This is a genomic window from Vibrio sp. SCSIO 43133 (assembly GCF_023716845.1).
GTDB lineage: Bacteria > Pseudomonadota > Gammaproteobacteria > Enterobacterales > Vibrionaceae > Vibrio > Vibrio mediterranei.
Genome location: NZ_CP068024.1, coordinates 241,252 through 265,813 on the forward strand (window position 1 = coordinate 241,252; position 24,562 = coordinate 265,813).

General features: G+C 45.0%; 26 protein-coding genes. 15 read left to right on the forward strand and 11 right to left on the reverse strand.

All coding sequences use genetic code 11. From position 1 onward, the window contains the following. Window positions 1-238 precede the first annotated feature (238 nt). From JKJ11_RS01175 to JKJ11_RS01185, 3 genes are all read right to left on the reverse strand, one after another. Complete coding sequence (locus tag JKJ11_RS01175; protein ID WP_252038659.1) at window positions 239-1,363, reverse strand: M14 family metallopeptidase; 1,125 nt, start codon at window positions 1,361-1,363, stop codon at window positions 239-241. Window positions 1,364-1,461: 98 nt separating this feature from the next. Next, complete coding sequence (gene cpxA / locus JKJ11_RS01180; RefSeq protein WP_124941211.1) at window positions 1,462-2,847, reverse strand: envelope stress sensor histidine kinase CpxA; 1,386 nt, start codon at window positions 2,845-2,847, stop codon at window positions 1,462-1,464. A gap of 2 nt (window positions 2,848-2,849) precedes the next feature. Beyond that, window positions 2,850-3,533 carry a response regulator gene (locus tag JKJ11_RS01185; protein ID WP_124940532.1) on the reverse strand — a complete coding sequence of 228 codons (684 nt, stop codon included), beginning with the start codon at window positions 3,531-3,533 and terminating at the stop codon, window positions 2,850-2,852. A 171-nt stretch (window positions 3,534-3,704) separates the two neighbouring features. On the opposite strand from JKJ11_RS01185, the gene JKJ11_RS01190 reads away from it, so the two are divergent. From JKJ11_RS01190 to pfkA, 3 genes are all read left to right on the forward strand, one after another. Further along, a complete protein-coding gene (locus tag JKJ11_RS01190) occupies window positions 3,705-4,226 on the forward strand; it encodes a CpxP family protein (RefSeq protein ID WP_107307343.1) in 522 nt (173 codons plus the stop codon). A 218-nt stretch (window positions 4,227-4,444) separates the two neighbouring features. Then, the gene (gene fieF, locus JKJ11_RS01195; RefSeq protein ID WP_124940533.1) at window positions 4,445-5,356 is read left to right on the forward strand and encodes a CDF family cation-efflux transporter FieF; all 912 of its coding nucleotides are present in this window, start codon (window positions 4,445-4,447) and stop codon (window positions 5,354-5,356) included. A 275-nt stretch (window positions 5,357-5,631) separates the two neighbouring features. Beyond that, window positions 5,632-6,594, forward strand: a complete 963-nt coding sequence (gene pfkA, locus JKJ11_RS01200; RefSeq protein ID WP_062461752.1) for a 6-phosphofructokinase — start codon at window positions 5,632-5,634, stop codon at window positions 6,592-6,594. Between the two features lie 121 nt (window positions 6,595-6,715). Here the strand turns inward: pfkA and tpiA are convergent, their stop codons facing one another. Next, entirely contained in the window at window positions 6,716-7,489 is a 774-nt protein-coding gene (tpiA, locus tag JKJ11_RS01205; RefSeq protein WP_006075481.1) for a triose-phosphate isomerase, read from the reverse strand. 253 nt (window positions 7,490-7,742) lie between these two features. On the opposite strand from tpiA, the gene JKJ11_RS01210 reads away from it, so the two are divergent. Both JKJ11_RS01210 and JKJ11_RS01215 read left to right on the forward strand, forming a co-directional pair. After that, window positions 7,743-8,090 carry a 5-carboxymethyl-2-hydroxymuconate Delta-isomerase gene (locus JKJ11_RS01210; RefSeq protein WP_038223817.1) on the forward strand — a complete coding sequence of 116 codons (348 nt, stop codon included), beginning with the start codon at window positions 7,743-7,745 and terminating at the stop codon, window positions 8,088-8,090. Between the two features lie 13 nt (window positions 8,091-8,103). Then, window positions 8,104-8,529, forward strand: coding sequence for a DUF805 domain-containing protein (locus JKJ11_RS01215; RefSeq protein ID WP_252038660.1), 426 nt, complete (start codon window positions 8,104-8,106; stop codon window positions 8,527-8,529). 49 nt (window positions 8,530-8,578) lie between these two features. Here the strand turns inward: JKJ11_RS01215 and JKJ11_RS01220 are convergent, their stop codons facing one another. The 3 genes from JKJ11_RS01220 to glpX all read right to left on the reverse strand — a co-directional run bounded on the left by JKJ11_RS01220 (window position 8,579) and on the right by glpX (window position 10,818). Beyond that, window positions 8,579-8,908 (reverse strand): DUF3135 domain-containing protein, encoded by a 330-nt coding sequence (locus JKJ11_RS01220; protein ID WP_038223815.1) that lies wholly within the window; start codon window positions 8,906-8,908, stop codon window positions 8,579-8,581. Between the two features lie 132 nt (window positions 8,909-9,040). After that, complete coding sequence (locus JKJ11_RS01225; RefSeq protein ID WP_006075485.1) at window positions 9,041-9,661, reverse strand: helix-turn-helix transcriptional regulator; 621 nt, start codon at window positions 9,659-9,661, stop codon at window positions 9,041-9,043. 149 nt (window positions 9,662-9,810) lie between these two features. Continuing rightward, window positions 9,811-10,818, reverse strand: a complete 1,008-nt coding sequence (gene glpX / locus JKJ11_RS01230; protein ID WP_252038661.1) for a class II fructose-bisphosphatase — start codon at window positions 10,816-10,818, stop codon at window positions 9,811-9,813. A 341-nt stretch (window positions 10,819-11,159) separates the two neighbouring features. Here glpX and zapB point away from each other — a divergent pair, with 341 nt between their 5' ends. The 3 genes from zapB (at window position 11,160) to JKJ11_RS01245 (ending at window position 13,295) form a co-directional block, all read left to right on the forward strand. Continuing rightward, complete coding sequence (zapB, locus tag JKJ11_RS01235; protein WP_006075487.1) at window positions 11,160-11,402, forward strand: cell division protein ZapB; 243 nt, start codon at window positions 11,160-11,162, stop codon at window positions 11,400-11,402. Window positions 11,403-11,548: 146 nt separating this feature from the next. Then, window positions 11,549-12,202: a TetR/AcrR family transcriptional regulator gene (locus JKJ11_RS01240; protein WP_006075488.1), complete on the forward strand. Its 654-nt coding sequence runs from the start codon at window positions 11,549-11,551 to the stop codon at window positions 12,200-12,202. Between the two features lie 97 nt (window positions 12,203-12,299). After that, window positions 12,300-13,295, forward strand: a complete 996-nt coding sequence (locus JKJ11_RS01245; RefSeq protein ID WP_252038662.1) for a DHH family phosphoesterase — start codon at window positions 12,300-12,302, stop codon at window positions 13,293-13,295. A gap of 21 nt (window positions 13,296-13,316) precedes the next feature. Here the strand turns inward: JKJ11_RS01245 and JKJ11_RS01250 are convergent, their stop codons facing one another. Beyond that, complete coding sequence (locus tag JKJ11_RS01250; RefSeq protein ID WP_006075490.1) at window positions 13,317-14,447, reverse strand: murein hydrolase activator EnvC family protein; 1,131 nt, start codon at window positions 14,445-14,447, stop codon at window positions 13,317-13,319. A 156-nt stretch (window positions 14,448-14,603) separates the two neighbouring features. Then, entirely contained in the window at window positions 14,604-16,136 is a 1,533-nt protein-coding gene (gene gpmM / locus JKJ11_RS01255; RefSeq protein ID WP_252038663.1) for a 2,3-bisphosphoglycerate-independent phosphoglycerate mutase, read from the reverse strand. Window positions 16,137-16,532: 396 nt separating this feature from the next. On the opposite strand from gpmM, the gene JKJ11_RS01260 reads away from it, so the two are divergent. The 4 genes from JKJ11_RS01260 (at window position 16,533) to cysE (ending at window position 19,630) form a co-directional block, all read left to right on the forward strand. Next, entirely contained in the window at window positions 16,533-16,967 is a 435-nt protein-coding gene (locus JKJ11_RS01260; protein ID WP_031493039.1) for a rhodanese-like domain-containing protein, read from the forward strand. Between the two features lie 159 nt (window positions 16,968-17,126). Continuing rightward, entirely contained in the window at window positions 17,127-17,594 is a 468-nt protein-coding gene (gene secB, locus JKJ11_RS01265; RefSeq protein WP_031493038.1) for a protein-export chaperone SecB, read from the forward strand. Window positions 17,595-17,746: 152 nt separating this feature from the next. Then, window positions 17,747-18,769: an NAD(P)H-dependent glycerol-3-phosphate dehydrogenase gene (gpsA, locus tag JKJ11_RS01270; RefSeq protein WP_031493036.1), complete on the forward strand. Its 1,023-nt coding sequence runs from the start codon at window positions 17,747-17,749 to the stop codon at window positions 18,767-18,769. A gap of 39 nt (window positions 18,770-18,808) precedes the next feature. Next, a complete protein-coding gene (cysE, locus tag JKJ11_RS01275; protein ID WP_038223802.1) occupies window positions 18,809-19,630 on the forward strand; it encodes a serine O-acetyltransferase in 822 nt (273 codons plus the stop codon). Between the two features lie 61 nt (window positions 19,631-19,691). On the opposite strand, the gene JKJ11_RS01280 is transcribed toward cysE, so the two are convergent. Next, window positions 19,692-21,035 (reverse strand): MATE family efflux transporter, encoded by a 1,344-nt coding sequence (locus tag JKJ11_RS01280; RefSeq protein ID WP_239940912.1) that lies wholly within the window; start codon window positions 21,033-21,035, stop codon window positions 19,692-19,694. Between the two features lie 232 nt (window positions 21,036-21,267). Here JKJ11_RS01280 and JKJ11_RS01285 point away from each other — a divergent pair, with 232 nt between their 5' ends. The 3 genes from JKJ11_RS01285 (at window position 21,268) to JKJ11_RS01295 (ending at window position 24,018) form a co-directional block, all read left to right on the forward strand. Then, window positions 21,268-21,558 (forward strand): co-chaperone GroES, encoded by a 291-nt coding sequence (locus JKJ11_RS01285; protein WP_031493033.1) that lies wholly within the window; start codon window positions 21,268-21,270, stop codon window positions 21,556-21,558. A 68-nt stretch (window positions 21,559-21,626) separates the two neighbouring features. Continuing rightward, entirely contained in the window at window positions 21,627-23,264 is a 1,638-nt protein-coding gene (gene groL, locus JKJ11_RS01290) for a chaperonin GroEL (protein ID WP_038223798.1), read from the forward strand. Between the two features lie 190 nt (window positions 23,265-23,454). Beyond that, the gene (locus JKJ11_RS01295; protein WP_006075442.1) at window positions 23,455-24,018 is read left to right on the forward strand and encodes a VC2662 family protein; all 564 of its coding nucleotides are present in this window, start codon (window positions 23,455-23,457) and stop codon (window positions 24,016-24,018) included. Window positions 24,019-24,062: 44 nt separating this feature from the next. On the opposite strand, the gene JKJ11_RS01300 is transcribed toward JKJ11_RS01295, so the two are convergent. Then, window positions 24,063-24,485 carry an MgtC/SapB family protein gene (locus tag JKJ11_RS01300; protein WP_081836363.1) on the reverse strand — a complete coding sequence of 141 codons (423 nt, stop codon included), beginning with the start codon at window positions 24,483-24,485 and terminating at the stop codon, window positions 24,063-24,065. Between the last annotated feature and the right edge of the window lie 77 nt (window positions 24,486-24,562).

The window sequence follows — 24,562 nt, forward strand, 5'->3', positions numbered from 1 at the left end:
GGGTGTCGACTCAAATAAAATAATGAGTTGAGTATACCCGAAGTGATGAGAACGTGAGGCGACTAATTACAATAATGACGTCATCCCGAAGCATAACGTCACCTTGATAATCACGTCATCCCTGCGCAGGCAGGGATCTACCTAAAGCGATCACTCGACCTTAAGAAAATTCCTGCTTGCACATGCATATGTAAATAGGTAGTGACGAGAGAACAAAAAAACGATGTTCGCTCCCAGATTACAGCTTATCAGTGACCGCTAATGTCGCTGCCAACATATCACGACCAAACATAATACTGCGCTCAGGTGACCAACCGTAGAAAGGATCGGGATAGTTATTGTTATCCTTAAATGGCATTTCAATGGTGTAAGACAAGCACTTAAATTGCTCTGCAACCCAATTAGAGCCAACCGTTAGGTTAGCCTTGCCCGGTTCATCCTTATCATAGCCATAGTCGTCTTGGAACTCAGGTGTGATAGTCAGTAGTGCCTGTTTGAACGCTGATTCCAGTGATGCTAAGCGCTCATCATAAGATGGGATCCCTTCAGAGCCAGCAGCAAAGTTGTATGGAATTGCTTCGTCACCGTGAATATCAAGGAACATATCCACACCGGTTTGCAGCATACGTTCACGTACTAGATGGACTTCAGGACTCTGTTCCATAGAAGGCGTTTGCCATTCACGGTTAAGGTTCACGCCCACTGCATTGGTTCTAAGGTGGCCGCGAATGCTGCCATCAGGGTTCATATTTGGTACCACATACACAACGGCTTGCTCAAGTAAGGCTTGAGCGGCGGTGTCGCTGTCATCAACAAGACGCTGAATTAGACCTTCAATAAACCATTCCGCCATAGACTCACCTGGATGCTGGCGTGCAATGATCCAAATGTTCTTCTTACCTTCTTCTGGCTCACCAAACGTTAGCAACGACATATCGTTACCATCAAGAGTATGGCCTAGAGTTTCAAGGGTACAGTGGTGTTCGTTTTGAGCCATGTGTAATAAATCGAGATGGCGATCGTAGCTGTAGGGAGCAAAGTAAGCGAAGTACATTGAACTTCTCTCTGGAAGGAAGCTACAGCTCAAGGTGTCACCGTCAAAGTCACAAGGAATACGGAACCACTCCTCACGATCGTAGGACGCGACAATATCGTATCCCTTCCAGCCCTCTGGATAGGCTGACTTAGCTAAGTCTATGATCTTAATGGTATGTGCTAGCTCAGGTGTTGACTCCAAGCGAAAGTGAAACCACTGATAAAATTCTGACTGATTGTCGTTGACGATTTTAACTTGGATATCATCTTTGTCATCGGCTTTGACTACTTGGATATTGCCACTTTCAAAGTTGCTGAAGATTTTCATCGGCTGAGTTCTCTTTATTCTGTGTTTGAGCAAGACGTCGAGGCTACCACATACCGCGCCTATTTGAGTATAAATACAATGTCAGTTTCGTGCCGACTTTATAGCGGGAGCTCAACATGCATCTTTAAACCACCTAAATGGCTTCGCGATGCTGTTATCTGACCACTATGCTGCAAGATTGCGCTCTGTGTTATAGCAAGTCCCAAACCCGTGCCTCCGGAATCTCTATCGCGAGCTGTTGATACGCGGTAGAAAGGACGGAAAATATCTTGTAGCTCGTCATCTGGTACGCCTGGACCGTCATCCTCCACAGTAATCAGCAATGTCTCTTTATGAGTAGACAGGGTGATATCAATAGTGGTTGTGCCGTAGCGAATGGCATTTCTTACGATGTTCTCAATAGCACTCATGAGCAGTTTTGGGTTACCAGTGACTGTGACGTCTGGGATAGTGGTAAAGCGTAAGGTCTTGCCTACTTGCTCTGCTTCAAACTCCGCATCGCTGAAGATCTCTTCCCATAAGCTGCTAGCTGGTTGTGACTCGCGTGTTACATGGCTGTCAGTGTTCATGCGTGACAGCTCTAAAAGCTCGCCAATCATCTGTTCTAACCGTTGAGCTTCAGTATCAATACGCAATAGTTCTTGGCTTTCACCTTGCTTACGAGTTGCGAGTGCCGTTGCCATTCTCAAGCGGGTGAGTGGCGAGCGTAGTTCATGAGAAATATCGGACAATAAACGCTGCTGTCCAGAGATCATTTGATTTACGGCCATTACCATTTGGTTAAAGCTGCTGCCTGCTTGCTTGAACTCGGATGTGCCTTTTTCCAACTCAGGATCCTGTTTGAACTCACCGTTTGCCACTCGCTTCGCTGCACGCTCCAATCTTCTTGCGGGTTGGCTTAGTGCCCATGCGAGCCACAAGAGTAGTGGGGTACTGACCGCCATCACGGCAAATAGCAGTTGGAATGGCTTATCAAACATTCGCAGTAAGAACGGTGGCGGCTCAGTCCAACGTAAGCCTATATAAAGATAAAAATCTTGGTTGGCTAACTTAATCGGAACGGGACCTGCGAGCATGTAGCGGCCATACAATTTCTGCATCGGTGTATCGAATGAGTCGACAGAGGTGATAAAATTCTTGAGGATTTTGGTCTTAAAATCTGGGTGTTTTTGCGTACTGAGAATATTACCTTCTTGATCGACGATAAACATACTTGGGCTACGTGGCTTACGGTTACCCATATGTTTAGGTTCAGGTTTATCAAGCTGATAGATAATGCGCCCAAGGTTGGTTTGTCCTTCAAAACGTTTCTCTACTTTATCTCTTAAGGACAATAACTGTTGTAGTGGCTCTCCGGAGATCTCTTTAGTGACGCGCGGATCAAGGTGCGGCAAAGCAAGTACCGCAATGAGGACCAACAACATGGTAAACCAGAATATGGCAAAGATACGGCCATAAAGGCTGGTTATCTTGGGCAGTTTCATCATTACTCCTTAACCAACAAATATCCGCGTCCACGTAGTGTCTTGATACGTGGTTTGCCATCGGCTTTTTCTGGGAGTTTTTTACGTAAATTCGAGACATGCATATCGACGGCGCGATCGAAAGCAGACAACCTTTTCCCTAGCACATCAAGACTGAGAGACTCTTTGGTTAAGGTCTCCCCTGGTTTTTGTACGAAATAGTGTAACAGTGCAAACTCTGTAGTAGTTAAGTCCAGTAACTGCCCTTGGCAGTGAGCTTCTTGTTTGCCTGGGAAAACTTGAATATCGTCGAACGAAAGGCAATCAGCAGTTGCTGATTCTGGCTTAGATTGAGTGCGGCGAAGAATCGCTTTAATGCGAGCGAGCAGTTCTCGATCACTAAACGGTTTCGGTAAGTAGTCATCGGCGCCAAGCTCTAGACCGATAACACGATCTATTTCCTCACCTTTAGCCGTCAGCATCAAAACAGGGGTTTCCCACTTTTCGCGTAGTTTCTTTAGGGTATCCATACCATTGAGCCGTGGCATCATGACATCCATCAATACCAGATCGATATCCTGATGCATTGCTTCTAATCCGGCGATTCCGTCATTAGCCTCAGAGATCTCAAATCCTTCAAAGCTCAAGATGTCTTTAAGTAAGCTGGTTAGCTCGGTATCGTCATCAATGATAAGTATGTGTGCCATAAACTACCTCTATCTTGTCCTGTGCCTTGTAATAATAAAGCGTTAAATATCAGAAAAAGCGATCTTTACGATTCTTTACGCTCACTGTACGTTACTTTACTCACCAGACCCTATTCTATACTCAAGCGCTGCAGAGGCAGCCATGGTATGAATCACATAAGGGTAAAGATTATGAAATTTTCAAAAAAACTGGTTATCGCTGCAACGGTTCTTCCACTAGCATTAGGTTCAGCAAGCGCATTGGCATACGGTGGTGGCAAAGGTGGTCATCATGGTAAAGGCGGCGAAGGGATGTGCGGTGGCTTCGATGGTAAGCGTATGTTCCGTGAACTTGACTTGACGGATGCTCAGAAAGAGCAAATGAAAGAACTTCGTCAGGCAAACAAAGAAGCCATGAAAGCGAAATTCTCGGGTGACTTTGCTGCTAAGAAAGCAGAAATGCAAGCTCGCCAACAAAAGATGCAAGATCTAGTACTTGCTGACAACTTTGATGCGGATGCAGCGAACGCTCTGGCTTCAGAAATGGTACAGCAACAAACAGAGCGTCGTGTTCAAATGCTTGAGAAGCAACATGAAATGCTTAATATTCTAACGCCAGAGCAAAAAGTGAAGTTCAAAGAGCTTCAGCAAGAGCGAATGGAAAAGTGTTTCTCTAAAATGGAGTCTCGTGCGGAGAAGCGTGCTGCTCAGTAATTATAACGAAATCTTGGCTCGATAATATATAGCCCCTCTGAGCTTCCTAGTCAGAGGGGCTTTTGTTTATACGATGCACTAAAGAATTCTGTCTTCAGAGCCTTGTCCGAATATTTGTCACCATTTGGTGTGACATCCAGCACGCTTTTTCTATTTTTGTCATCATTTATCAGTATACTTATACCGTGTTAGCAACAAGACAGGGAACGAGTGCAAGCATGACAAAGGGCAACTACGCTAAGTTGGTGACTACCGCAGCATGGGCTGCTACCACGATCGCGACTATCCTTCTTATTACCAAAGTGGTTACATGGTGGATAACAGGTTCTGTTAGTCTGCTAGCGTCAGTGATCGACTCACTGCTAGATATTGCAGCATCAGTGGTTAACTTGCTGGTGGTGCGTTACTCACTGCAACCTGCTGACAAAGAACATACTTTTGGGCATGGTAAGGCGGAGTCGTTAGCTGCTCTAGCACAAGCTATGTTCATTTCTGGCTCCGCTTGCTTTCTTATCTTAAACGGTGTTGAACGATTCTTTAGACCTCATGAATTGAATTCGCCTGAGCTTGGCATCTATGTCAGCTTTTTTGCGCTAGTGGTCACCTCTGGTCTAGTTGCATTTCAGAAATACGTGGTGCGCGAAACAGGCAGTCAGGCGATAGCGGCGGACTCGTTACACTATCAAACTGACTTGTATATGAACGCCGCTATTATGATCGCGCTCGCCTTGAGTTGGTATGGCATAGGTCAAGCAGACTCAGTATTTGCCATCGGCATTGGTATCTTCATACTGGTAAGCGCCGTTAAGATGGCTTATGAAGCAATACAGTCATTGCTTGATAGGCAGCTTCCCGAAGAGGAACTCGTCAGAATTCGAGAAGTGTGTAACGAGGTTGAAGGTGTCATCGGCGTCCACCAACTACGAACACGAATGTCTGGACCAGTGCGTTTTATTCAACTGCATTTAGAGTTAGATGATAACTTGCGCCTGATTGATGCTCATAAAATTGCCGATTGTGCAGAAGAGCGATTAATGCTGGAGTTTCCTGAAGCGGATGTCATTATCCATCAAGATCCATACTCTGTTGTACTGTCGGAAGAAAAACAGCAAAAAGAGCAGGGCTGGTAACCAATACGTAAACAAAAGTGACTGTGAAAGCATTGAGAATGGCAACTTCAAAATCGATTGTCTATTATCAAGGCTCATGATAAAAAAGTGCGATTCTGATGTGAATCAACACAATAGTTCTTATAAACTGTAATACTCTTACATAAGTAATAAAGTTACGTCGGTGATGTTTTGGGGAACACATCGAAAAATCGTAGCAATAACAACAAATTCCGTGTATCGCTACCAGGCGGTGCACTCAAAATTGAAATTAGATTGCCAAATCGAGGGTGAGCATGATTAAGAAAATCGGTGTTTTGACAAGTGGTGGTGATGCACCAGGTATGAATGCTGCGGTACGTGGCGTAGTTCGTACGGCTTTGTCAGCGGATTTAGAAGTATACGGCGTATACGACGGTTACCTAGGTCTGTACGAAGACCGCATCCAAAAGCTGGATCGTTCAAGCGTTTCTGACGTTATTAACCGTGGTGGCACTTTCTTAGGTTCTGCACGCTTCCCAGAGTTTAAAGAAGTGGAAGTCCGCGAAAAAGCGATTGAAAACCTTAAGAAACACGGTATCGATGCTCTAGTAGTTATCGGTGGTGACGGTTCGTACATGGGTGCGAAGAAGCTGACTGAAATGGGTTACCCATGTATTGGTCTACCAGGCACTATCGATAACGATATCGCAGGTACTGACTACACCATTGGTTATCTGACCGCGCTTAACACTGTTATTGATGCGATTGACCGTCTACGTGATACGTCTTCATCTCACCAACGCATCTCAATCGTTGAAATCATGGGTCGCCATTGCGGTGACTTAACGCTTATGTCTGCGATTGCTGGTGGTTGTGAGTACATCATCACACCAGAAACTGGCTTGAACAAAGATCAGCTTATCAACAATATCCAAGACGGTATTGCGAAAGGTAAGAAGCACGCTATTATCGCGTTGACTGAGCTTATGATGGATGCTAACGAGCTGGCTAAAGAAATTGAGACTGCAACTGGTCGTGAAACTCGTGCAACGGTTCTAGGTCACATCCAACGTGGTGGTCGTCCAACTGCGTTTGACCGCGTACTAGCGTCTCGCATGGGTAACTATGCAGTACACCTTCTAATGGAAGGTCATGGTGGTCGTTGTGTGGGTATCCAGAAAGAGCAATTGGTACACCATGACATCATTGATGCGATCGAGAACATGAAGCGTCCAGTTCGCGATGACCTATTCAAGGTTGCAGAAGAGTTGTTCTAACTGACAGCGATTCTAAAGATAAAAACCGCGGCTTAAGTCGCGGTTTTTATTTGCCTCAATAAAATGAAGGCATAAAAAAACAGGCTCGAATGAGCCTGTTTTTCAGTAATGCGATAAGCGATTACTTAGCTTTTGCTGCTGCCGCTGCTTTAGCGATTGCTGCGAAGCTCTTAGCATCTAGAGATGCACCACCAACTAGAGCACCGTCGATGTCTGGTTGTGAGAAGTATGCTTCAGCGTTCTCTGGCTTAACAGAACCACCGTATTGAATGATTACTTGCTCAGCAACTGCAGCGTCTTTTTCTGCGATTAGAGCGCGGATAGAAGCGTGGATGCGTTGCGCATCTTCAGCTGTTGCTGCTTTACCAGTACCGATAGCCCAGATTGGCTCGTATGCGATGATAGCGTCGTTTAGCGCTTCAACACCGTATGCGTCGATTACTGCGTTGATTTGACGTGCACAAACTGCTTCAGTTTCGCCCGCTTCGTTTTGAGCTTCAGATTCACCGATACAGAAAACTGGCTTCAGGCCATTTTCTTTTAGGAAAGCAAATTTCTTAGCGATGAACTCGTCAGATTCGTTGTGGTATTCACGACGCTCTGAGTGACCAATGATGATGTGAGAAGCACCAAAGTCTTTAAGCATTTCTGGAGACATGTCGCCAGTGAATGCACCGCTGTTGTTTAGGTCTGTGTTTTGTGCACCAAGAATGATCTTGTTGCCGCCTTCAGCGATTACGCGCTCTGCTAGGTCGATGTATAGTGCAGGTGGAGCTACCGCCACGTCTACACCAGTTACGCCTTCAAGTTCAGCGTTTAGGCCAGTTAGCAGCTCAGTTACCATTGCTTTGCTGCCGTTGAGTTTCCAGTTACCCATAACTACAGGTTGACGCATGAGATTTTCTCCAAAATCAGTGTTTGTAAAAAACGAATGTAAAAAATAAACGTGATTACGAAAGAATATAACAGATTAATTCATGTAGATCATGATTGGGGTCATTTCTTTATCGCTTTGACGTTTTATCCTAGTAAACAAGCCCAGAAGCTCACCTCAGTGATCCAGTAAACAGAATAATAGAATACTTCTCGGAATTTTCCTTATAGCTTGTTATACCTTGTCGCTTGATGGTTAAAAATAGGGATGTACCATGCCAAACCTTGTACTAGAGTACTCAAATACAGCGGACGAAAGACTGAATGTTCAGGGGTTGCTGGAAGACTTACACAGAGTCACGCTAAACTGTGGATTATTCGAGAAAGATTCTGTGAAATCACGCTCTTTACGTAGCCACAATTGGTTGATTGGTGAGTATGGAGACAGTGAAGATTTTGTTCATATTAGCTTTGAACTTTTGTCAGGTCGCACTGAGGAACAGAAAAGAGAGCTTTCGAGAAAGTTAATGGAAGTACTTCGAGAGCAGGCGGGACATATCAAGAGCTTGACGGTCAATGTTCGTGATATGGATAAAAGCTGCTTTCAAAAAATTACCAATTAAAAGAGATTATGTGATGTCGTTTAAATCGTTACTGTTTTCGTTTCAAGGTCGTGTGGGACGCAAAACATTCTGGATGTGGAATGTCTGTTATTACCTTGCCATTATGATTTTTGCTCAAGGTATGAACGTGCTCTTCCCTGCATTGGTACATATTTTGTTGCCAATCTTCTTGCTCATTATCTTGATTCCAGATTTGGCGATTACGGCAAAGCGTTGGCATGATCGTAATAAATCGAGTTGGTGGCTATTGTTGAATATCCCATTGGTCTTTGGTCGAATGAGCCTGCCGACATTGGATCCAGCAACCGCAGCTCAGCCGTCCATGGTACAAAGTGTTATCTCCTTTGCTGCGCTGGCTTGTGGTTTGTGGATATTAGTTGAATGTGGCTTTATGAAAGGCACAGAAGGCGAAAACCAGTATGGACGTGAGCTTCAATAAAATTGACGAACAATCAAAAAGGGAAGCATGGCTTCCCTTTTTTGTTGGTTTAGCGCCATTCTTCAGGTTTAGAGAAAGGCAAAATATCGGCGCTTTTGTTGCTCTCTGACGCTTCTCCATTTAAGGCTTGCGAGAATTTAACGATTTGACGATGCAATTCTTGACGTAATAACACATTGGCGTGAATGGGGTTTTTGGCGCGCTGTAAAACCCGTTCAATGTGAGATTGTTGAGCGTGCAGTCGAGGCTGCATCTCATCAGAACAGGTAGCGATAAACTGCTGGGACAAGTCGTGACGCAGTCGACTCAACTTCTCGGGGTTGTCCTTGGCCATTGCGGCTAGTTCATCGAATGACGGTAGAGTAATAGGCGTTACCATGTACGTTCCTCACCAAAAGAATCTCCATGCATATAATCAGCGTAGGAGTTAATGAGAAAAGACAAAATAAAACTGTAAATAGTCTCAGGAGTGAGACGAGCCAGCAGCGTTGCTATGAGCTGTTTATTGAAGTTAGCTTCTGTTGCTAAAGATATATACGCAGCGACGAGCACCTTGAACAATATGTTCGTCTCGTTGAACCGAAATATCGTTACCAACGAGGGCTTGAAAGACATTCAGCTCAGACTGACACAGAGTTTCACAGCGTTGTGCGGCTTTACAGATTGGGCAGTGATTTTCAATTAAGACAAAACCATCTTCAACCTGTTGAAATTCAGCCATGTACCCATCCTTATCGCGCAGTTCAGTGAGTTTCTCTACTTTACTTTGTAGGTCGGGAAGGCTGTCAAAATGAGGACGATAAGTCGCGAGGGTGTTTGTTTCGCGCTCTTTGGATACTTTATTGAGTCCTTCAGTACCAAACACTTGTTCAATTGCATCAATAAACTGAACCGTTAAATCACTGTGGCGATCGGAAAACTGGGCATGCCCTTTGGCAGTGAGTGACCAATGTCGATTCGGTCGACCTACTTTAACTTTAACATCTTCAAAACGTAGAAATCCTTCCTCTTCTAGGCCCTGCAAATGTTGCCTAGCGCCCATCGTGGTGATGTTTAAACGTGAAGCAATCTGTTTAGCGGTGACTGCGCCTTCTCGTTTTATGATGTCAATAATTTGGTCAGTGGCTTTCATTAGTGCGTCCGTTTCTCTTAAATCAGCCTATGGATAACGATAGTTGGGGTATTATGGCGAATAAGGTTAATAAAGCAAATTATTTACTATCTTCATAATAGATGAAAAAAACGCTGGCTACAGCCAGCGCTTTATCTCAATAATGGCGATTATAAGATGATATCGCGAATCTCTGGGTCTTTACGCTCTAAATAGTGCGTTGATTTAATACGGCGAATAGTACGGCAGCGGCCACGAATAAGCAGTGTTTCACTGGTCGCGATATTGCCCTGACGTGTGATGCCTTCAAGCAGGTCACCTTTAGTAATGCCTGTTGCCGAGAACACCACATTGTCACTACGTGCCATGTCTTCCATGCGAAGCACAATGTTGGCTTTGACACCCATTTGTGCGCAGCGCTCAAGTTCAAGTTCACCCGCTTTACGATTTTCTTCGTTATCGCCTTTCACTTCATGACGTGGAAGTAAGCGACCATGCATGTCACCATCTAGAGCACGAATAACAGCGGCAGACACTACGCCTTCTGGTGCGCCACCAATGCAATACATAACATCTACTTCACTATCCGGCATACAAGTCAGAATAGACGCGGCTACATCACCATCTGGCACAGCAAAAACACGTACGCCCATGGCTTGCATTTCAGCGATAACGTCATCATGACGTGGCTTTGCCAGTGTCGTAACCACAAGCGTATCAAGAGATTTGCCTAAGGCCGCTGCAATGTTGGTTAAGTTTTTAGAAAGTGGTTTTTCTAGGTCGATAACCCCTTTAGCGCCCGGGCCCACTACCAACTTTTCCATGTACATATCAGGTGCTTTCAAGAAGCTGCCTTTTTCACCAGCGGCTAGAACAGCAAGTGCGTTCGACTGGCCCATTGCTGTCATGCGAGTACCTTCAATAGGGTCAACCGCGATATCAACAGCGTCACCACCAATACCAACTTGCTCACCGATATACAGCATAGGTGCATCATCAATCTCACCTTCACCAATAACGATTTCACCTTCGATATCGGTTTTGTTCAGTAGGCTGCGCATGACTTCTACTGCGGCACCATCCGCAGCATTCTTGTCGCCACGTCCAAGCCATTTATAACCTGCTAGGGCGGCACCTTCGGTAACTCGTGAAAAAGCCATTGCTAAATCGCGCTTCATACTGACTCCAATTAAATGAAAAATGACAAAAGGATTTATGGCGCGAATTCTAGCATATCCAAAAGGAAACGTTTGCTTTTTTGTGGTTTTGGTCGCTATCTTGTCGCTAAGTTATGATTACTCATTGAGAAAGTGCAGGGAGAAAGGTCAGAGTAAAGTGATAGCAGGGAAGGTTTGACAAGTTTTAGGTAAAGCTTATGTCATTTTGCGATGCTTTTTTGACCGAATGGTGAAAAATCTGCAATATAGGGCGTGTCTATCTTCTCTATGCTGAGTAGAATGGGACAATATAGAGTATGAAGTCTTTTCATGTCACAGAATTAAATTAAGGGTAGGCCGAGATGTCTTTTGAAGTACTGGAACAACTAGAAGCAAAAATTCAAACTGCAGTTGACACAATCGCGCTTCTTCAAATGGAAGTTGAAGAACTGAAAGAAGAAAAAGTGCAACTAGCAAATCAAGCGGAAGAGCTACGTAATAGCCGTGAAGAATTGGTTCAAAAGACTGAGCAAATGCAACGTGAGCACGGCCAATGGCAAGAGCGTATTCGTAACCTGCTTGGTAAAATGGACGAAGTAGAGTAATTCATTCGTCAAACGTATTCGAAAGCACTCATTTGAGTGCTTTTTTTATATCATTTGGTCTAACCAGTGCGACTCACCGTCTCATGACTTTTCGTACACAACTTGAGCACGTATACTAACCCCAACTAGGGAAAGGAAAAGTTAGAATGAAAACACGTGACAAAATAGTGTATGCCGCCCTCGACTTATTTAATTTAGATGGCGAGCGCAACGTGACGACCAACCATATTGCTGCTCATATCGAGATTAGCCCAGGTAACCTCTATTACCACTTTCGCAATAAACAAGAGATAGTGAGAGAGATCTTTGCGCTGTATTCGCAAGAGCTCATTGAACGTTTTACTCCTATCCAAGGTCAGCAAGAAAGTTTGGCGCTCCTCAAGCACTATCTTGATTCTATCTTTAATCTAATGTGGAAATATCGTTTCTTCTACGCCAACCTGCCAGAGATTCTGCAACGTGATCCTAAGCTGCACGAAGAGTATATTGAGGTTCAGGAGCGATTGCAGGGTAACTTAGTTAATATCCTAAGAGCCTTTGTTGAACTCGATTTATTGACGATTAACGAGAAAGAACTTAAGTCATTGGTGACCACTCTGCATATGATGGCGGTTGGTTGGTTGAGCTACCAATCGGCGATGTCACCGAAGACTCAAATTACTGAAGAGGTAATTCAGCAGGGTATGCTACACATGATTAATGTCGTGAAGCCACTATCAACGGCAAAAGGTCGTGAACAGCTGTCTCTACTAGAAGATGGTGTAAAAATGATGGGGTCGACAGACAGTCGCTCGCTCTAACGGCATGATATATAGCCAATTCATCTTGTTACAAACCCTGCTATCTTAGTAGGGTTTGTTGTTTTAGACACCAGATTAATTGGAGAGTGACGACGGGATGGCTGATAACGAAATGAAAGCAAAAGCACACTATGATGTATTCAATGGTGATGCCGATGGTATTTTGTCATTGCTGCAATTGCGATTAGCTCAGCCGAAAGAAACACAGCTGATCTCAGGGATTAAGCGTGATATTGCGCTGTTACAACGAGTCCCCGTCGCAGAAGCAGGCTCTGTTACAGTGCTTGACATCTCCATGGATAAAAACCAAAACGCCTTAGATGAGCTTTTGGATCATAATGTGCCTATTGCTTATATCGATCACCACAAAGCATCAACTATTCCCCACAGCGACATTTTGGATGCACATATCGACCTTGATGCCAATACGTGCACCGCACTGATTGTAGATAAGCTATTACAAGGTCAGTATCGAACTTGGGCGATTGCTGCGGCCTATGGAGATAATATGTTGAGTAGTGCTGAGCATTTAGCGAATGAGCTTAAACTCACGCACGAGCAACGACACTTTCTCAAGCAATTAGGAACCTTGGTGAATTACAACGGTTATGGAGAGAGCTTAGCTGATCTGCATTTTGACCCAGTCATCCTTTATCAGGCGTTATTGGCATACCCTGACCCGTTTGATTGCCAGAAAGACGCCTCTTCTCCGTATTACACTCTTAAATCGGCGTTTGAGAGTGATGAAATAGCGTTAGAGGGAACGGAAACTGTCTTTGAGTCGGACATCTTGAAAGTGGTAAAGCTGCCAGCAACGCCAGCGGCGAGGAGAATGTCGGGGACTTGGATAAATCGCTTGGCGAATGAAGCGCCTGACCAAGCTCATATTTCGTTAGTGCCGAGAAGCGGCTCGAGCAAAAGCGCTAGTTATACCGTTTCAGTCAGGGCTCCGCTGAACAATAAGCAAGGCGCTGCTGAGATTTGTAGTCAGTTTGCCACAGGTGGTGGGCGAGAGGCGGCAGGGGGCATCAATGAGTTGCCGGAGCATGAGGTAGAGCGACTGATTCAAGTCGCTCAAGAGTGTTATCGCTAAGTACCCACACTTGGCTTTACGTTATCGTTTTAGCCAGCTTTTTGGGTTTTGTACTTTACTGTTGCGGCGGATTTCGAAATACAGCGATGAGCTTGATTGACCGCCCGTGTCACCAGCAAGTGCGATGGTCTCTCCTGCGGAGACTTTATCCCCTTCTTTTTTCAGCAATGTCTGGTTATAACCATAAAGCGTCATGTCACCTTTACCATGGTCCAATAGTACCACCAGTCCGTAGCCGCGTAGGTAGTCGGCGAAGACGACAGTACCAGAATAAACAGACTTTATAGATTCTCCGTAATTAGCTTGAATAACCATGCCTTTCCAGTTCACTTGTCCAGTTTGCTTGGTCCCAAAGCTATGTAGAACTTTCCCTTTTACCGGCCAAGGCAGCTTACCTTTCTGTCGAGCCAGACCATCCATAGGTACTTGATTGCGCTTAGCGGCTTTGGCGATTTCCGCCTTCAAGCGTGTTTCATTACGTTGCAGTTCAGCTAGGTAGGTCTTATCGCTTGAGATGCTCTTTCTGATTTTAGATACCGTACTTTTGCGACTGGCTTGGTTTTTCGCAAGAGAGTTTCGCTTGTCTTTTTGTTGCTCGAGTAATTGTGCAATTTGATTACGTTCAAGCTCAAGGGCACGTTCACTCTCTGCCAGCTCCAGTTCAGTTTGTGCTAATTTCTCCAAAGTCTCAGCACGTGCTTTGGCAAGATATTGGTAGTACTGGCTAATACGGTCTTCATCTGGATTGGTACTAAACACATTCGAAGCTGAGTTGTTCTGCTTGGTCACGTAATAGGTTTGCACCAACTCGGCGAGGATCTTTTGCTGTTGTTTTTTCTGCTCGGTGAGCTCTTCGACTTGTTGATGAAAACTATCGAGGTTGCGATTAGCTTGAGCAAGTTGAGCGGTGGTCGATTTTATCTCTTTCTCAATGTTAGAAATGCCGACTTCTTGTTGACGCAAAGACTTTTGTAATTTATCGAGCTCTTTTTGCTGCGCAGACAGTTCTTTCTGTTGGCGTGTAATTTCGCTCTTTACGCCAGTCAGTTCATTTTGATTGGCTAAAGTGAGAGTCGGGTACGTAACAAGCCCGATGCTAAGAATCCATGCCGATATAGAGGGGATGAAAGGCGTTTTATTATTGGGTTTCATTCTACTTCCGTTAAAAATACCGACCAAGTCTGTTCGTGCCCAGATGCGCAACCACCATTATATCCACACTTAGGGCCAGAGGTGCAAGCATACAAAAACGCCGATGCGTATGCACCGGCGTTTTATCAAGCTTATGTCATTACTTTGCGAAGCTGATTACTTAACCAGTACGTCGCCAGACATTTCTGCTGGAATTTCCATGCCAGTCATAGAAAGCATAGTTGGAGCTAGATCAGACAGCTTACCACCTTCTTTGAACTCAACCGCTTTATCACCTACGTAAATTAGCGGTACTGGTAGGTTAGTGTGAGCAGTGTGAGTACCACCTGTCTCAGGGTCCACCATCATTTCAGCGTTACCGTGGTCAGCAGTGATCAGCATTTGACCGCCAACTTCTTTAATCGCTTCAACCACTTTACCTACACTTGCGTCTAGAGCTTCAATCGCTTGCTCAGCGGCTTCGTATACGCCTGTATGGCCAACCATATCTGCGTTTGGATAGTTACAGATAATAGTGTCGTATTTACCTGACTTGATAGCCGCAACCATTTTTTCAGTCAGCTCTTCAGAGCTCATCTCTGGTTGTAGGTCATAAGTAGCCACTTTTGGAGAAGCAACAAGTTGACGCTCTTCGCCGTCAAATTCGGTCTCAACACCACCGTTGAAGAAGAAGGTTACGTGTGCGTACTTTTCTGTCTCAGAAATACGTAGCTGAGTTTTGCCTGCTTTAGATAGCCACTCACCGTAAGTGTTTTCAAGAGAGGCTGGTGGGAATGCACACGAAAGTGGGATATCAGCTGCGTATTGAGTCAGCATAACGAAGTCAACCGCTGGGAAGACTTTACGCTCGAAACCATCAAATGCAGGTACGAATGCACGAGTAATTTCACGAGCACGGTCAGCACGGTAGTTCATGAAGATAACGGCATCGCCATCAACGATAGCAGCTGACTCTTGGCCTTCTGCACGAATTTCTGTTGGTGCAACGAATTCATCGTTTTCATCACGAGAGTAAGCCGCTTCTAAACCTGCAACTGCAGAATCAAATGTGAAGGCACCTTCTGCTTGAGTCAGTAGGTCGTACGCTTTTTCTACGCGATCCCAGTTGTTATCACGATCCATTGCATAGTAACGACCAACAAGAGACGCTACACGGCCTTTGCCTAGCTCTGCAAATAGAGCGTCAAAACGTTGCAGTGAACCTTCCGCGCTACGTGGTGGTGTGTCACGACCGTCTAGGAAGCAGTGTAGGTAGATTTTCTCTGCGCCACGCTCTGCTGCCATTTTCACTGCAGCGTAGATGTGATCTTCGTGAGAGTGAACGCCACCTGGAGACATAAGACCCATTAGGTGAACCGCTTTACCTGCTGCGATAGCTTTATCCATTGCCGCAACAAGGATTTCGTTTTGACCGAATTCACCGTCAGTAATAGATTTTGTGATGCGAGTAAGGTCTTGGTATACCACGCGACCAGCACCAATATTGGTGTGACCCACTTCTGAGTTACCCATTTGACCATCCGGTAGACCTACGTCCATGCCAGAAGCCGAAATTAGTGTACGTGGATTGTTTGCCCACAAGCCGTCCATAACTGGAGTTTTTGCGTTGTTGATTGCGTTGCTTGCGTTGTCTTCACGGTAACCCCAACCGTCAAGAATCACTAGAGCCATTGGCTTCTTAGCTGACATAGTTATAACCTCGTCAAATCGATAGTAACTTTACAGAAAACAAATTAGCGTAATTTTACTACACTTTTTAACCAAAACTGTAGTGGCAGATCAAATAATGTTTGTGATTGCCGTTACTTGTTTTCAGTTTTGGACAGTTGAAACCACTAATAGTTTTCCGCGTGAGGTAATCATAGACGCTATTTTTGGATGATTCCTCGCCTTTGTTTCTATTAATACGCCTTTACTAGCAGGTTTGGCTAATTGGTTTTCTCTATCTCTGCAATAGTAATGTCGCCTAGGTTGAGGAGAGGGATCTCAATTCTTTGTTCGAAACATTTTCCCCTCTCGCCAGAGCACGACTAAGCCGCTATACTCCTCGACTGATTTAATGTTCAACTATTAAGAGCGCAAGCTATGCAAGAGTATTTAGAATTTTTTCAACAAAACATGATCATGGCACTAGTGTGGGTTGCACTATTCGTCGCTCTGATTGCCAACATCTTCAAATCAGCAAATGCTGCATATAAAGAAGTATCGGCTGCGCAAGTGACTCATATGATGAACCGTGAGAATGGTTTAGTGGTTGATATTCGTTCAAAAGACGACTTCAAGCGTGGCCATATTACTGACTCGGTAAATGTGCTGCCGTCTGATATTAAGTCAGGTTCAATCCCAAGCCTTGAAAACCATAAATCAGACCCAATCATTGTTGTATGTAAGACTGGTCAAACAGCGCAAGAGAGCGCGAATCTGCTAGCTAAAGCAGGGTTTGAGAAAGTTTACTTGCTGAAAAATGGTCTGACGGCATGGAGCGAAGCGAACCTGCCACTGATCAAAGGCAAAAAGTAATCGAGAATTTTGAGTAATTTCGCGGCAGTTATGACTAAGGGATGTGATAAGTGCCACGGAATTAACGGCTCGCCTAGTCATAGAAGATTGGCTCGGATAGTCTGCAAGACAACTCATAAACGTTTTTGACAATTTTAGACGTATTTAAGGAAAAACATCATGGCTGAAGCAGCTCCACAAGAAGCACAACAAAACTTCGCAATCCAACGCATCTTTCTAAAAGACGTATCTTTTGAAGCGCCAAACTCGCCAGATATGTTCCAGAAAGATTGGAACCCAGATGTTAAGCTAGATCTTGACACTCAAAGCCGTGAACTAGGCCAAGGCATCTATGAAGTTGTTCTTCGCCTAACTGTGACTGTGAAAAACGCAGAAGACACAGCATTCCTATGTGAAGTTCAACAAGGCGGTATTTTCACTGCTGAGCAGATGGAAGCAGGTCAACTTGCACATTGCTTAGGCGCGTTCTGCCCGAACATCCTATTCCCATATGCTCGTGAAACTATTTCTAGCCTAACGATGAAAGGTACGTTCCCTCAACTGAACCTAGCGCCAGTTAACTTTGACGCTCTGTTCATGAACTACCTACAACAGCAAGCTCAACAAGAAGGCCAAGCAGAAGCTTAAGCCTTTTTCGCAGAACATATTTTCTGCACGAGTAAGCGAAGTGAATAGACTTAGCTAATAAAAATGCACAGCGCATCGCGATGTGCATTTTTTATTTGCTCCGTACGGAGTAGACTAACTACATTGAGCCATAACGAAAATTTGGTGGTGTTATGAATAACGCATATGGAAAAGAAATCGCAATGACCGTTATCGGTGCCGGTTCTTATGGAACCTCATTGGCGATCTCTCTTGCTCGTAACGGAGCAAACGTGGTGATTTGGGGACACGAGCCTGAACACATGGTGAAGCTTGAAGCAGACAGAGCCAATCATGAGTTCTTGCCTGGGATTGAATTTCCAGAAACGTTGATTGTCGAGTCTGACTTGAACAAAGCCGTTCAAGCCAGTCGCGATCTTTTGGTTGTGGTACCGAGCCATGTATTTGGTATTGTGCTTAACAGCATCAAGCCTCATCTTCGTCAAGACAGCCGCATCTGCTGGGCAACCAAGGGGCTAGAGCCTGAAACGGGTCGATTGTTGAAGGATGTTGCTCATGACATTATTGGTGATGACTATCCGTTGGCTGTGCTTTCTGGACCTACTTTTGCCAAGGAGTTGGCGGCGGGACTTCCAACTGCGATTGCCGTGGCCTCTCCAAATGCTGAGTTTGTGGCTGATCTTCAAGAAAAAATCCACTGTAGTAAAACCTTCCGTGTTTATGCTAACGATGACTTTACTGGCATGCAATTGGGCGGTGCGGTGAAAAACGTGATTGCGATTGGTGCGGGTATGTCGGACGGCATCGGTTTTGGTGCAAACGCACGTACCGCGTTGATTACCCGAGGTCTAGCTGAAATGACACGTCTAGGTGCTGCCTTGGGTGCTAAGCCGGATACCTTTATGGGTATGGCCGGTCTTGGTGATCTAGTCCTGACGTGTACTGATAACCAGTCTCGTAACCGCCGTTTTGGTTTGGCACTTGGTCAGGGTAAAGATGTGGATACGGCTCAGACAGAGATCGGTCAGGTTGTTGAGGGTTATCGCAATACTAAAGAGGTATGGTTGTTATCTCAGCGCATGGGTGTGGAAATGCCAATTGTTGACCAAATCTATCAAGTACTGTATCAAGGTAAAGACGCAAGACTTGCAGCGCAAGATTTGCTTGCTAGGGATAAAAAAGCGGAGCAGCAATAACGCTCTGTTGGTGATTGAGTACCAGTCGTAGGACAAGAAATGAAACACTGTGAAAAAAAGAATGTCTGGGAGTGCATTGTAAGAGAAGCGCGCGAACAAGCAGAGCAAGAGCCGATGCTTGCGAGTTTCTATCATGCCACCATAATCAACCACGAAAGCTTTGGTGCAGCATTAAGCTACATTTTAGCCAATAAGCTGAAGACTGCGTCAATGCCAGCAATGGCAGTACGTGAAGTGGTTGAGCAAGCGTTTAATGCTGATCCATCAATTACTGATGCTGCTGCTTGTGACATTTGTGCGACAGTGAACCGAGATCCTGCGGTTGCCATGTACTCAATGCCGTTACTTTATCTGAAAGGCTACCATGCACTACAAGGTTATCGCGTCGCCAATTGGCTGTGGAACCAAGGGCGTATGGCTCTTGCGACCTATTTACAAAACCAAATATCCGTTGCGTGTCAGGTAGACATCCACCCTGCGGCTCGCATTGGTAAAGGAATCATGCTTGACCACGCCACCGGCATTGTTATTGGTGAAACCGCTGTCGTTGAAAATGATGTTTCCATCTTGCAGAACGTCACACTAGGCGGTACTGGTAAAGAGTGTGGTGATCGACATCCTAAGATCCGTGAAGGCGTTATGATTGGCGCTGGGGCGAAGATTCTAGGTAATATTGAAGTCGGTAAGGGAGCCAAAATTGGTTCTTGCTCTGTGGTACTTCAGCCAGTACCTCCGCATACTACTGCTGCTGGTGTTCCTGCAAAGATTGTCGGTAAACCGAAAACCGATAAACCATCATTGGATATGGATCAGCAATTTAACGGTAAGTCACAAACCTTTATGGGCGGTGATGGTATTTAAACAAGTCTGAGAAATGAATCAAAAACGTAGAGCCAAGGCGAGCAGCCTTGGCTCTACGTTTTTAACTGGCTGGGTAAAGATGCTTTTTTCTCACACCAAGTGCATAAAGATACGCCAATAGTCCGCCCAGAACATTACCGACCGCAACGCCAATAAACATGCCTTCGACATCATAATAATGGCTACCTAGGGCCGCGGCTGGCAAGGTGAAGACAAACAGTCTCATCGCACTCCACATAAAGGCTTTGTTCGGTTCGTGTAACGCATTCATACCACTCCCCAGCATCATGATGATCCCTTGAAACCCATAGCTGAATGGTACTACGAGTAAGTAATGCCAAAGAATGTCTCTTACGGCTTGTTCTTGGGAAAACAGCGCAGAAATTGGAATGCTGAGTGGTACCATCATTGCGAAGATAAACAGCTGGAATACGATCGAAAACCGCATACTCAAAAATAAGCCGGCAAAACTTCGATCAGGCTGTTTGGCGCCAAAGTTCTGTGACATAAATGGCGTTAGTGCAGAGCTTAGCGAGATTAAAACCAAAATTAGAATCGACTCAACGCGCTGTGCAGCTCCATAAGCGGCGACCGCAGCGGTGCCATGAGAAGACAGCATCTTCATTAAAATTGCACCTGAGATCGGAGACATGGCCGTTGATAGTCCTGATGGTGTTCCAATGCGTAATATAGCGATCCAATCTTGCCAAATTTTCTTAGGTTTGAGCTTACCCAATAACTTTTCGCGTTTGATGAGTACAAACAGCGAGCCAAACAGGGCGCCAAACCAAGCAATGCCGCTAGCAATGGCAGCACCTTGAATGCCCAACTCTGGGAAAGGGCCTATACCAAAGATCAACAGAGGGTCGAGCACGCCATTAATGAAACCGGACAGCATCATGATTTTTGCGGGGGTTTTGGTATCACCAGTAGCTCGAATCGCACTGTTTCCCGCCATCGGAATAACCAGCAATGGAACCGTTAAATACCAGATCACCATGTACTCGCTGATTAATGGAATGATGTCATCGCTAGCACCAAGTAGTTTGAATAGTGGTTCTATGGTCAGCAGCCCGAATGCTGAAGCAATGGTCACGAGTACCACCGCGAGCAGTAATCCGTGAGTGGCAAAACGAGCCGCGTTTTGAGTATTTCCTTGTCCCAGTAATCGCCCAATATTGGTAGAGAGTCCCATACCAATACCCATGGTGATGCAATTGACCCCAAACGTAACCGGAAAAGTAAAGCTGATGGCGGCCAGTGCTTGTGTGCCAAGCAGCGATATAAAGAAGGTATCAACGAGGTTAAATGCCAAGATTGCAACCATGCCAAATACCATAGGAACAGTCATGTTTCTAAGGACAGTAGAGATGGGAGCGGAAAGTAAGCCGTGTTTATCTTGCATGGCATTCAGTGCTGATGAAACAGGCGCTTAGAATACAGCAATTGATGAGTTGGTGCGAGAATGGGTTTGGTAAGGAAGGTCATTCACTAGCCAAAGCTCATTTTCGTTATTTTTGTCACAATTTTTTGTCATGCTGCCCTTGGGATCGTAGAAAACGCCCCCAACATATTCAACACAAGGCCTTGAAGGCTATCTAATAAGCTAAATGGAAAATAATCAGGAGAATCGACCGATGAATATCCGTCCTCTACACGACCGAGTTATCGTTGAGCGCCAAGAAGTTGAATCTAAATCTGCTGGCGGCATCGTTCTAACTGGTTCTGCTGCAGAAAAATCGACACGTGGTACTGTTTTGGCTGTCGGCAAAGGCCGCATCCTAGAAAACGGTACAGTACAGCCATTGGACGTGAAAGTAGGTGATACGGTTATCTTTGCTGAAGGCTACGGCACGAAAACAGAAAAGATCGACGGTAAAGAAGTTCTGATCATGTCTGAAAATGACATCATGGCTATCGTTGAATAATTAAGTAGACGTTGAGTAATTTTTTACTCTAAACAAGCTATCCACTGAATTTAGATAAGGAAATAACAATGGCTGCTAAAGACGTTAAGTTTGGCAACGACGCACGAATCAAAATGCTAGAAGGTGTAAACGTTCTAGCTGACGCAGTAAAAGTTACGCTAGGCCCTAAAGGTCGTAACGTAGTTCTAGACAAATCTTTTGGTGCACCAACCATCACTAAAGATGGTGTATCTGTAGCGCGTGAAATTGAACTGGAAGACAAGTTCCAGAACATGGGCGCACAAATGGTGAAAGAAGTTGCTTCTCAAGCTAACGATGCTGCAGGTGACGGTACAACAACTGCTACTGTACTGGCTCAATCTATCATTTCTGAAGGCCTAAAAGCGGTTGCTGCTGGCATGAACCCAATGGACCTTAAGCGCGGTATCGATAAAGCTGTCGCAGCTGCAGTTGAAGAGCTAAAAGCTCTGTCTGTTGAGTGTAAAGACACCAAAGCGATTGCTCAGGTTGGTACTATCTCTGCAAACTCTGACTCTACGGTTGGTAACATCATTGCCGAAGCAATGGAAAAAGTAGGTCGTGATGGCGTTATTACTGTTGAAGAAGGTCAGGCTCTACAAGATGAGCTAGACGTAGTAGAAGGTATGCAGTTCGATCGTGGTTACCTATCTCCTTATTTCATCAACAACCAAGAAGCTGGTAGCGTTGATCTAGAGAGCCCGTTCATTCTTCTTATCGATAAGAAAGTGTCAAACATCCGTGAACTTCTACCAACTCTTGAAGCAGTAGCTAAAGCATCTCGTCCGCTGCTTATCATTGCAGAAGATGTAGAAGGCGAAGCGCTAGCAACACTTGTTGTGAACAACATGCGCGGTATCGTTAAAGTAGCGGCGGTTAAAGCACCTGGTTTCGGTGACCGTCGTAAGTCTATGCTTCAAGACATCGCTATCCTAACTGGCGGTACAGTAATTTCTGAAGAAATCGGTCTAGACCTTGAGAAAGTGACGCTAGAAGATCTAGGTCAAGCTAAGCGTGTAACCATAACTAAAGAAAACTCAACCATCATCGATGGCGCGGGTGAAGAAGCGATGATTCAAGGTCGTGTTGCACAAATTCGTCAACAAATCGAAGAAGCAACGTCTGACTACGATAAAGAGAAACTTCAAGAGCGTGTCGCTAAACTTGCTGGTGGTGTAGCTGTTATCAAAGTTGGTGCTGCAACTGAAGTTGAAATGAAAGAGAAGAAAGACCGAGTAGAAGACGCACTTCACGCTACTCGTGCTGCTGTTGAAGAAGGCGTAGTGGCTGGTGGTGGTGTTGCACTTATCCGTGCGGCATCTAAAGTTGCTGGTCTTGAAGGTGACAACGAAGAGCAAACAGTGGGTATCCGCGTTGCACTTCGCGCAATGGAAGCACCAATTCGTCAAATCACTGCAAACGCAGGTGACGAAGAGTCTGTAGTAGCGAACAACGTGAAAGCGGGTGAAGGTAGCTACGGTTACAATGCGGCAACGGGTGAGTACGGCGATATGCTAGAGATGGGTATTCTAGACCCAACAAAAGTAACGCGTTCTGCACTTCAGTTTGCTGCATCTGTTGCGGGTCTAATGATCACAACGGAAGCAATGGTAACAGATATTCCTCAGAAAGATGCTCCAGCAATGCCTGATATGGGCGGTATGGGTGGCATGCCTGGCATGATGTAATTCGTATCAGAATGTTCTGACAAGCCGAAGGGAAACCTTCGGCTTTTTTGTATCTGGTTCAATAATAACCAAGTAATTTGTGAGAATGTTGCTGAATATGACATTTCACTGACAAATCGTATGGTTGTCCTTTTTAGCATCGTCTAAACTTATTATTCGACAACAAGAAAATGTCAGTGGAGACAATATAATGAAAAAAGTCATTTCAGCCCTAGCAGTGGCAGCAGCGGTAGCTTCACCAATGGCGTTAGCAGACAGCACGCCAGTTATGTTCTCATCACTAAACGGCTTTAACGCACCAGATGCAAATGCAGTTGGTGGTGTTCGTTTAGCAGTACTTCATGGTCAAGTGAATGAAGTGAAAGGTGTCGACTTCTCTGTACTAGGTATGTCTGAAACTCAACGTACAACAGGTGTGAACTTCGGTCTATTCTTTGGTGCGTCTAAAGTAACTCAGGAGATGAAAGGTGCTTCTCTAGGTATCTTCAACTGGAATACTGGTTCAACAACGGGTGTTAACCTTGGTGCCGTTAACGTAACTAACGATGTGAAAGGTCTGAACTGGAGTGCAGTGAACTACTCTGAAGGCTATACAATGGCTGATATCGGTCTTGCTAGCTTCTCAAACAAGTCTAACTTCCAGTTTGGTTTCTTCAACAAAACCAACACGATCGACGGTGTTCAGATTGGTCTGATCAACTGTGCAGATAACGGTTTCTTCAAGTGCTTCCCAATCATCAACTTCGCGAAGTAATTTGAATTGATTCGTCAAAAAAGCCCTGAATAATCAGGGCTTTTTTATTTTCTCATTCGATTGCGATTTTGCATGGTTTGATGAACGCCGCGACGTAAGCTTTTAAAGCTGCTTTCAATCTTATCTACGCCCAATAGGACAGTTAATGCCAAAACGGTTAAAATGATCGATTCTTTATGATGACCGAGTCCAATCATCATTCCTAACCCTGCCAAAACCCAGATAACGGCCGCTGAGGTTACGCCATGAATTTTCCCATCTTGAGTCATCATCACCCCCGCACCTAAAAAGCCAACGCCAGTAATTATTTGCCCTAATACTCGTGCTTGATCAAGCGTGTTCGGAGAAAGGGATACGGCCATGGACATAAACAAGTACGTCCCCGACACAATTAGAATCGCGGTACGAATACCAACAGGTTTTCCGCGTGTTTGGCGCTCAAGGCCTACTAAGGCACCATTAAGCATACAAGCCCCAAGTGCAGGCCATGAAAAAGGCCCTAAGTCGAGCAGTTGTGCATTGAATAACTGTGTCAGTTCCACAT

Bases quoted from the DNA above. Each gene is read 5' to 3' on its own strand.
- JKJ11_RS01280 (WP_239940912.1), bottom strand. From the start codon at position 21,035: ATGCAAGATAAACACGGCTTACTTTCCGCTCCCATCTCTACTGTCCTT.
- pfkA (WP_062461752.1), top strand. From the start codon at position 5,632: ATGATTAAGAAAATCGGTGTTTTGACAAGTGGTGGTGATGCACCAGGT.
- JKJ11_RS01220 (WP_038223815.1), bottom strand. From the start codon at position 8,908: ATGGTAACGCCTATTACTCTACCGTCATTCGATGAACTAGCCGCAATG.
- JKJ11_RS01215 (WP_252038660.1), top strand. From the start codon at position 8,104: ATGTCGTTTAAATCGTTACTGTTTTCGTTTCAAGGTCGTGTGGGACGC.
- cysE (WP_038223802.1), top strand. From the start codon at position 18,809: ATGAAACACTGTGAAAAAAAGAATGTCTGGGAGTGCATTGTAAGAGAA.
- glpX (WP_252038661.1), bottom strand. From the start codon at position 10,818: ATGAAGCGCGATTTAGCAATGGCTTTTTCACGAGTTACCGAAGGTGCC.
- JKJ11_RS01175 (WP_252038659.1), bottom strand. From the start codon at position 1,363: ATGAAAATCTTCAGCAACTTTGAAAGTGGCAATATCCAAGTAGTCAAA.
- JKJ11_RS01245 (WP_252038662.1), top strand. From the start codon at position 12,300: ATGGCTGATAACGAAATGAAAGCAAAAGCACACTATGATGTATTCAAT.
- fieF (WP_124940533.1), top strand. From the start codon at position 4,445: ATGACAAAGGGCAACTACGCTAAGTTGGTGACTACCGCAGCATGGGCT.
- JKJ11_RS01190 (WP_107307343.1), top strand. From the start codon at position 3,705: ATGAAATTTTCAAAAAAACTGGTTATCGCTGCAACGGTTCTTCCACTA.
- JKJ11_RS01210 (WP_038223817.1), top strand. From the start codon at position 7,743: ATGCCAAACCTTGTACTAGAGTACTCAAATACAGCGGACGAAAGACTG.
- JKJ11_RS01185 (WP_124940532.1), bottom strand. From the start codon at position 3,533: ATGGCACACATACTTATCATTGATGACGATACCGAGCTAACCAGCTTA.
- tpiA (WP_006075481.1), bottom strand. From the start codon at position 7,489: ATGCGTCAACCTGTAGTTATGGGTAACTGGAAACTCAACGGCAGCAAA.
- JKJ11_RS01225 (WP_006075485.1), bottom strand. From the start codon at position 9,661: ATGAAAGCCACTGACCAAATTATTGACATCATAAAACGAGAAGGCGCA.
- cpxA (WP_124941211.1), bottom strand. From the start codon at position 2,847: ATGAAACTGCCCAAGATAACCAGCCTTTATGGCCGTATCTTTGCCATA.
- groL (WP_038223798.1), top strand. From the start codon at position 21,627: ATGGCTGCTAAAGACGTTAAGTTTGGCAACGACGCACGAATCAAAATG.
- gpsA (WP_031493036.1), top strand. From the start codon at position 17,747: ATGAATAACGCATATGGAAAAGAAATCGCAATGACCGTTATCGGTGCC.
- JKJ11_RS01240 (WP_006075488.1), top strand. From the start codon at position 11,549: ATGAAAACACGTGACAAAATAGTGTATGCCGCCCTCGACTTATTTAAT.
- gpmM (WP_252038663.1), bottom strand. From the start codon at position 16,136: ATGTCAGCTAAGAAGCCAATGGCTCTAGTGATTCTTGACGGTTGGGGT.
- JKJ11_RS01250 (WP_006075490.1), bottom strand. From the start codon at position 14,447: ATGAAACCCAATAATAAAACGCCTTTCATCCCCTCTATATCGGCATGG.
- JKJ11_RS01285 (WP_031493033.1), top strand. From the start codon at position 21,268: ATGAATATCCGTCCTCTACACGACCGAGTTATCGTTGAGCGCCAAGAA.
- JKJ11_RS01260 (WP_031493039.1), top strand. From the start codon at position 16,533: ATGCAAGAGTATTTAGAATTTTTTCAACAAAACATGATCATGGCACTA.
- JKJ11_RS01300 (WP_081836363.1), bottom strand. From the start codon at position 24,485: ATGCTTAATGGTGCCTTAGTAGGCCTTGAGCGCCAAACACGCGGAAAA.
- JKJ11_RS01295 (WP_006075442.1), top strand. From the start codon at position 23,455: ATGAAAAAAGTCATTTCAGCCCTAGCAGTGGCAGCAGCGGTAGCTTCA.
- zapB (WP_006075487.1), top strand. From the start codon at position 11,160: ATGTCTTTTGAAGTACTGGAACAACTAGAAGCAAAAATTCAAACTGCA.
- secB (WP_031493038.1), top strand. From the start codon at position 17,127: ATGGCTGAAGCAGCTCCACAAGAAGCACAACAAAACTTCGCAATCCAA.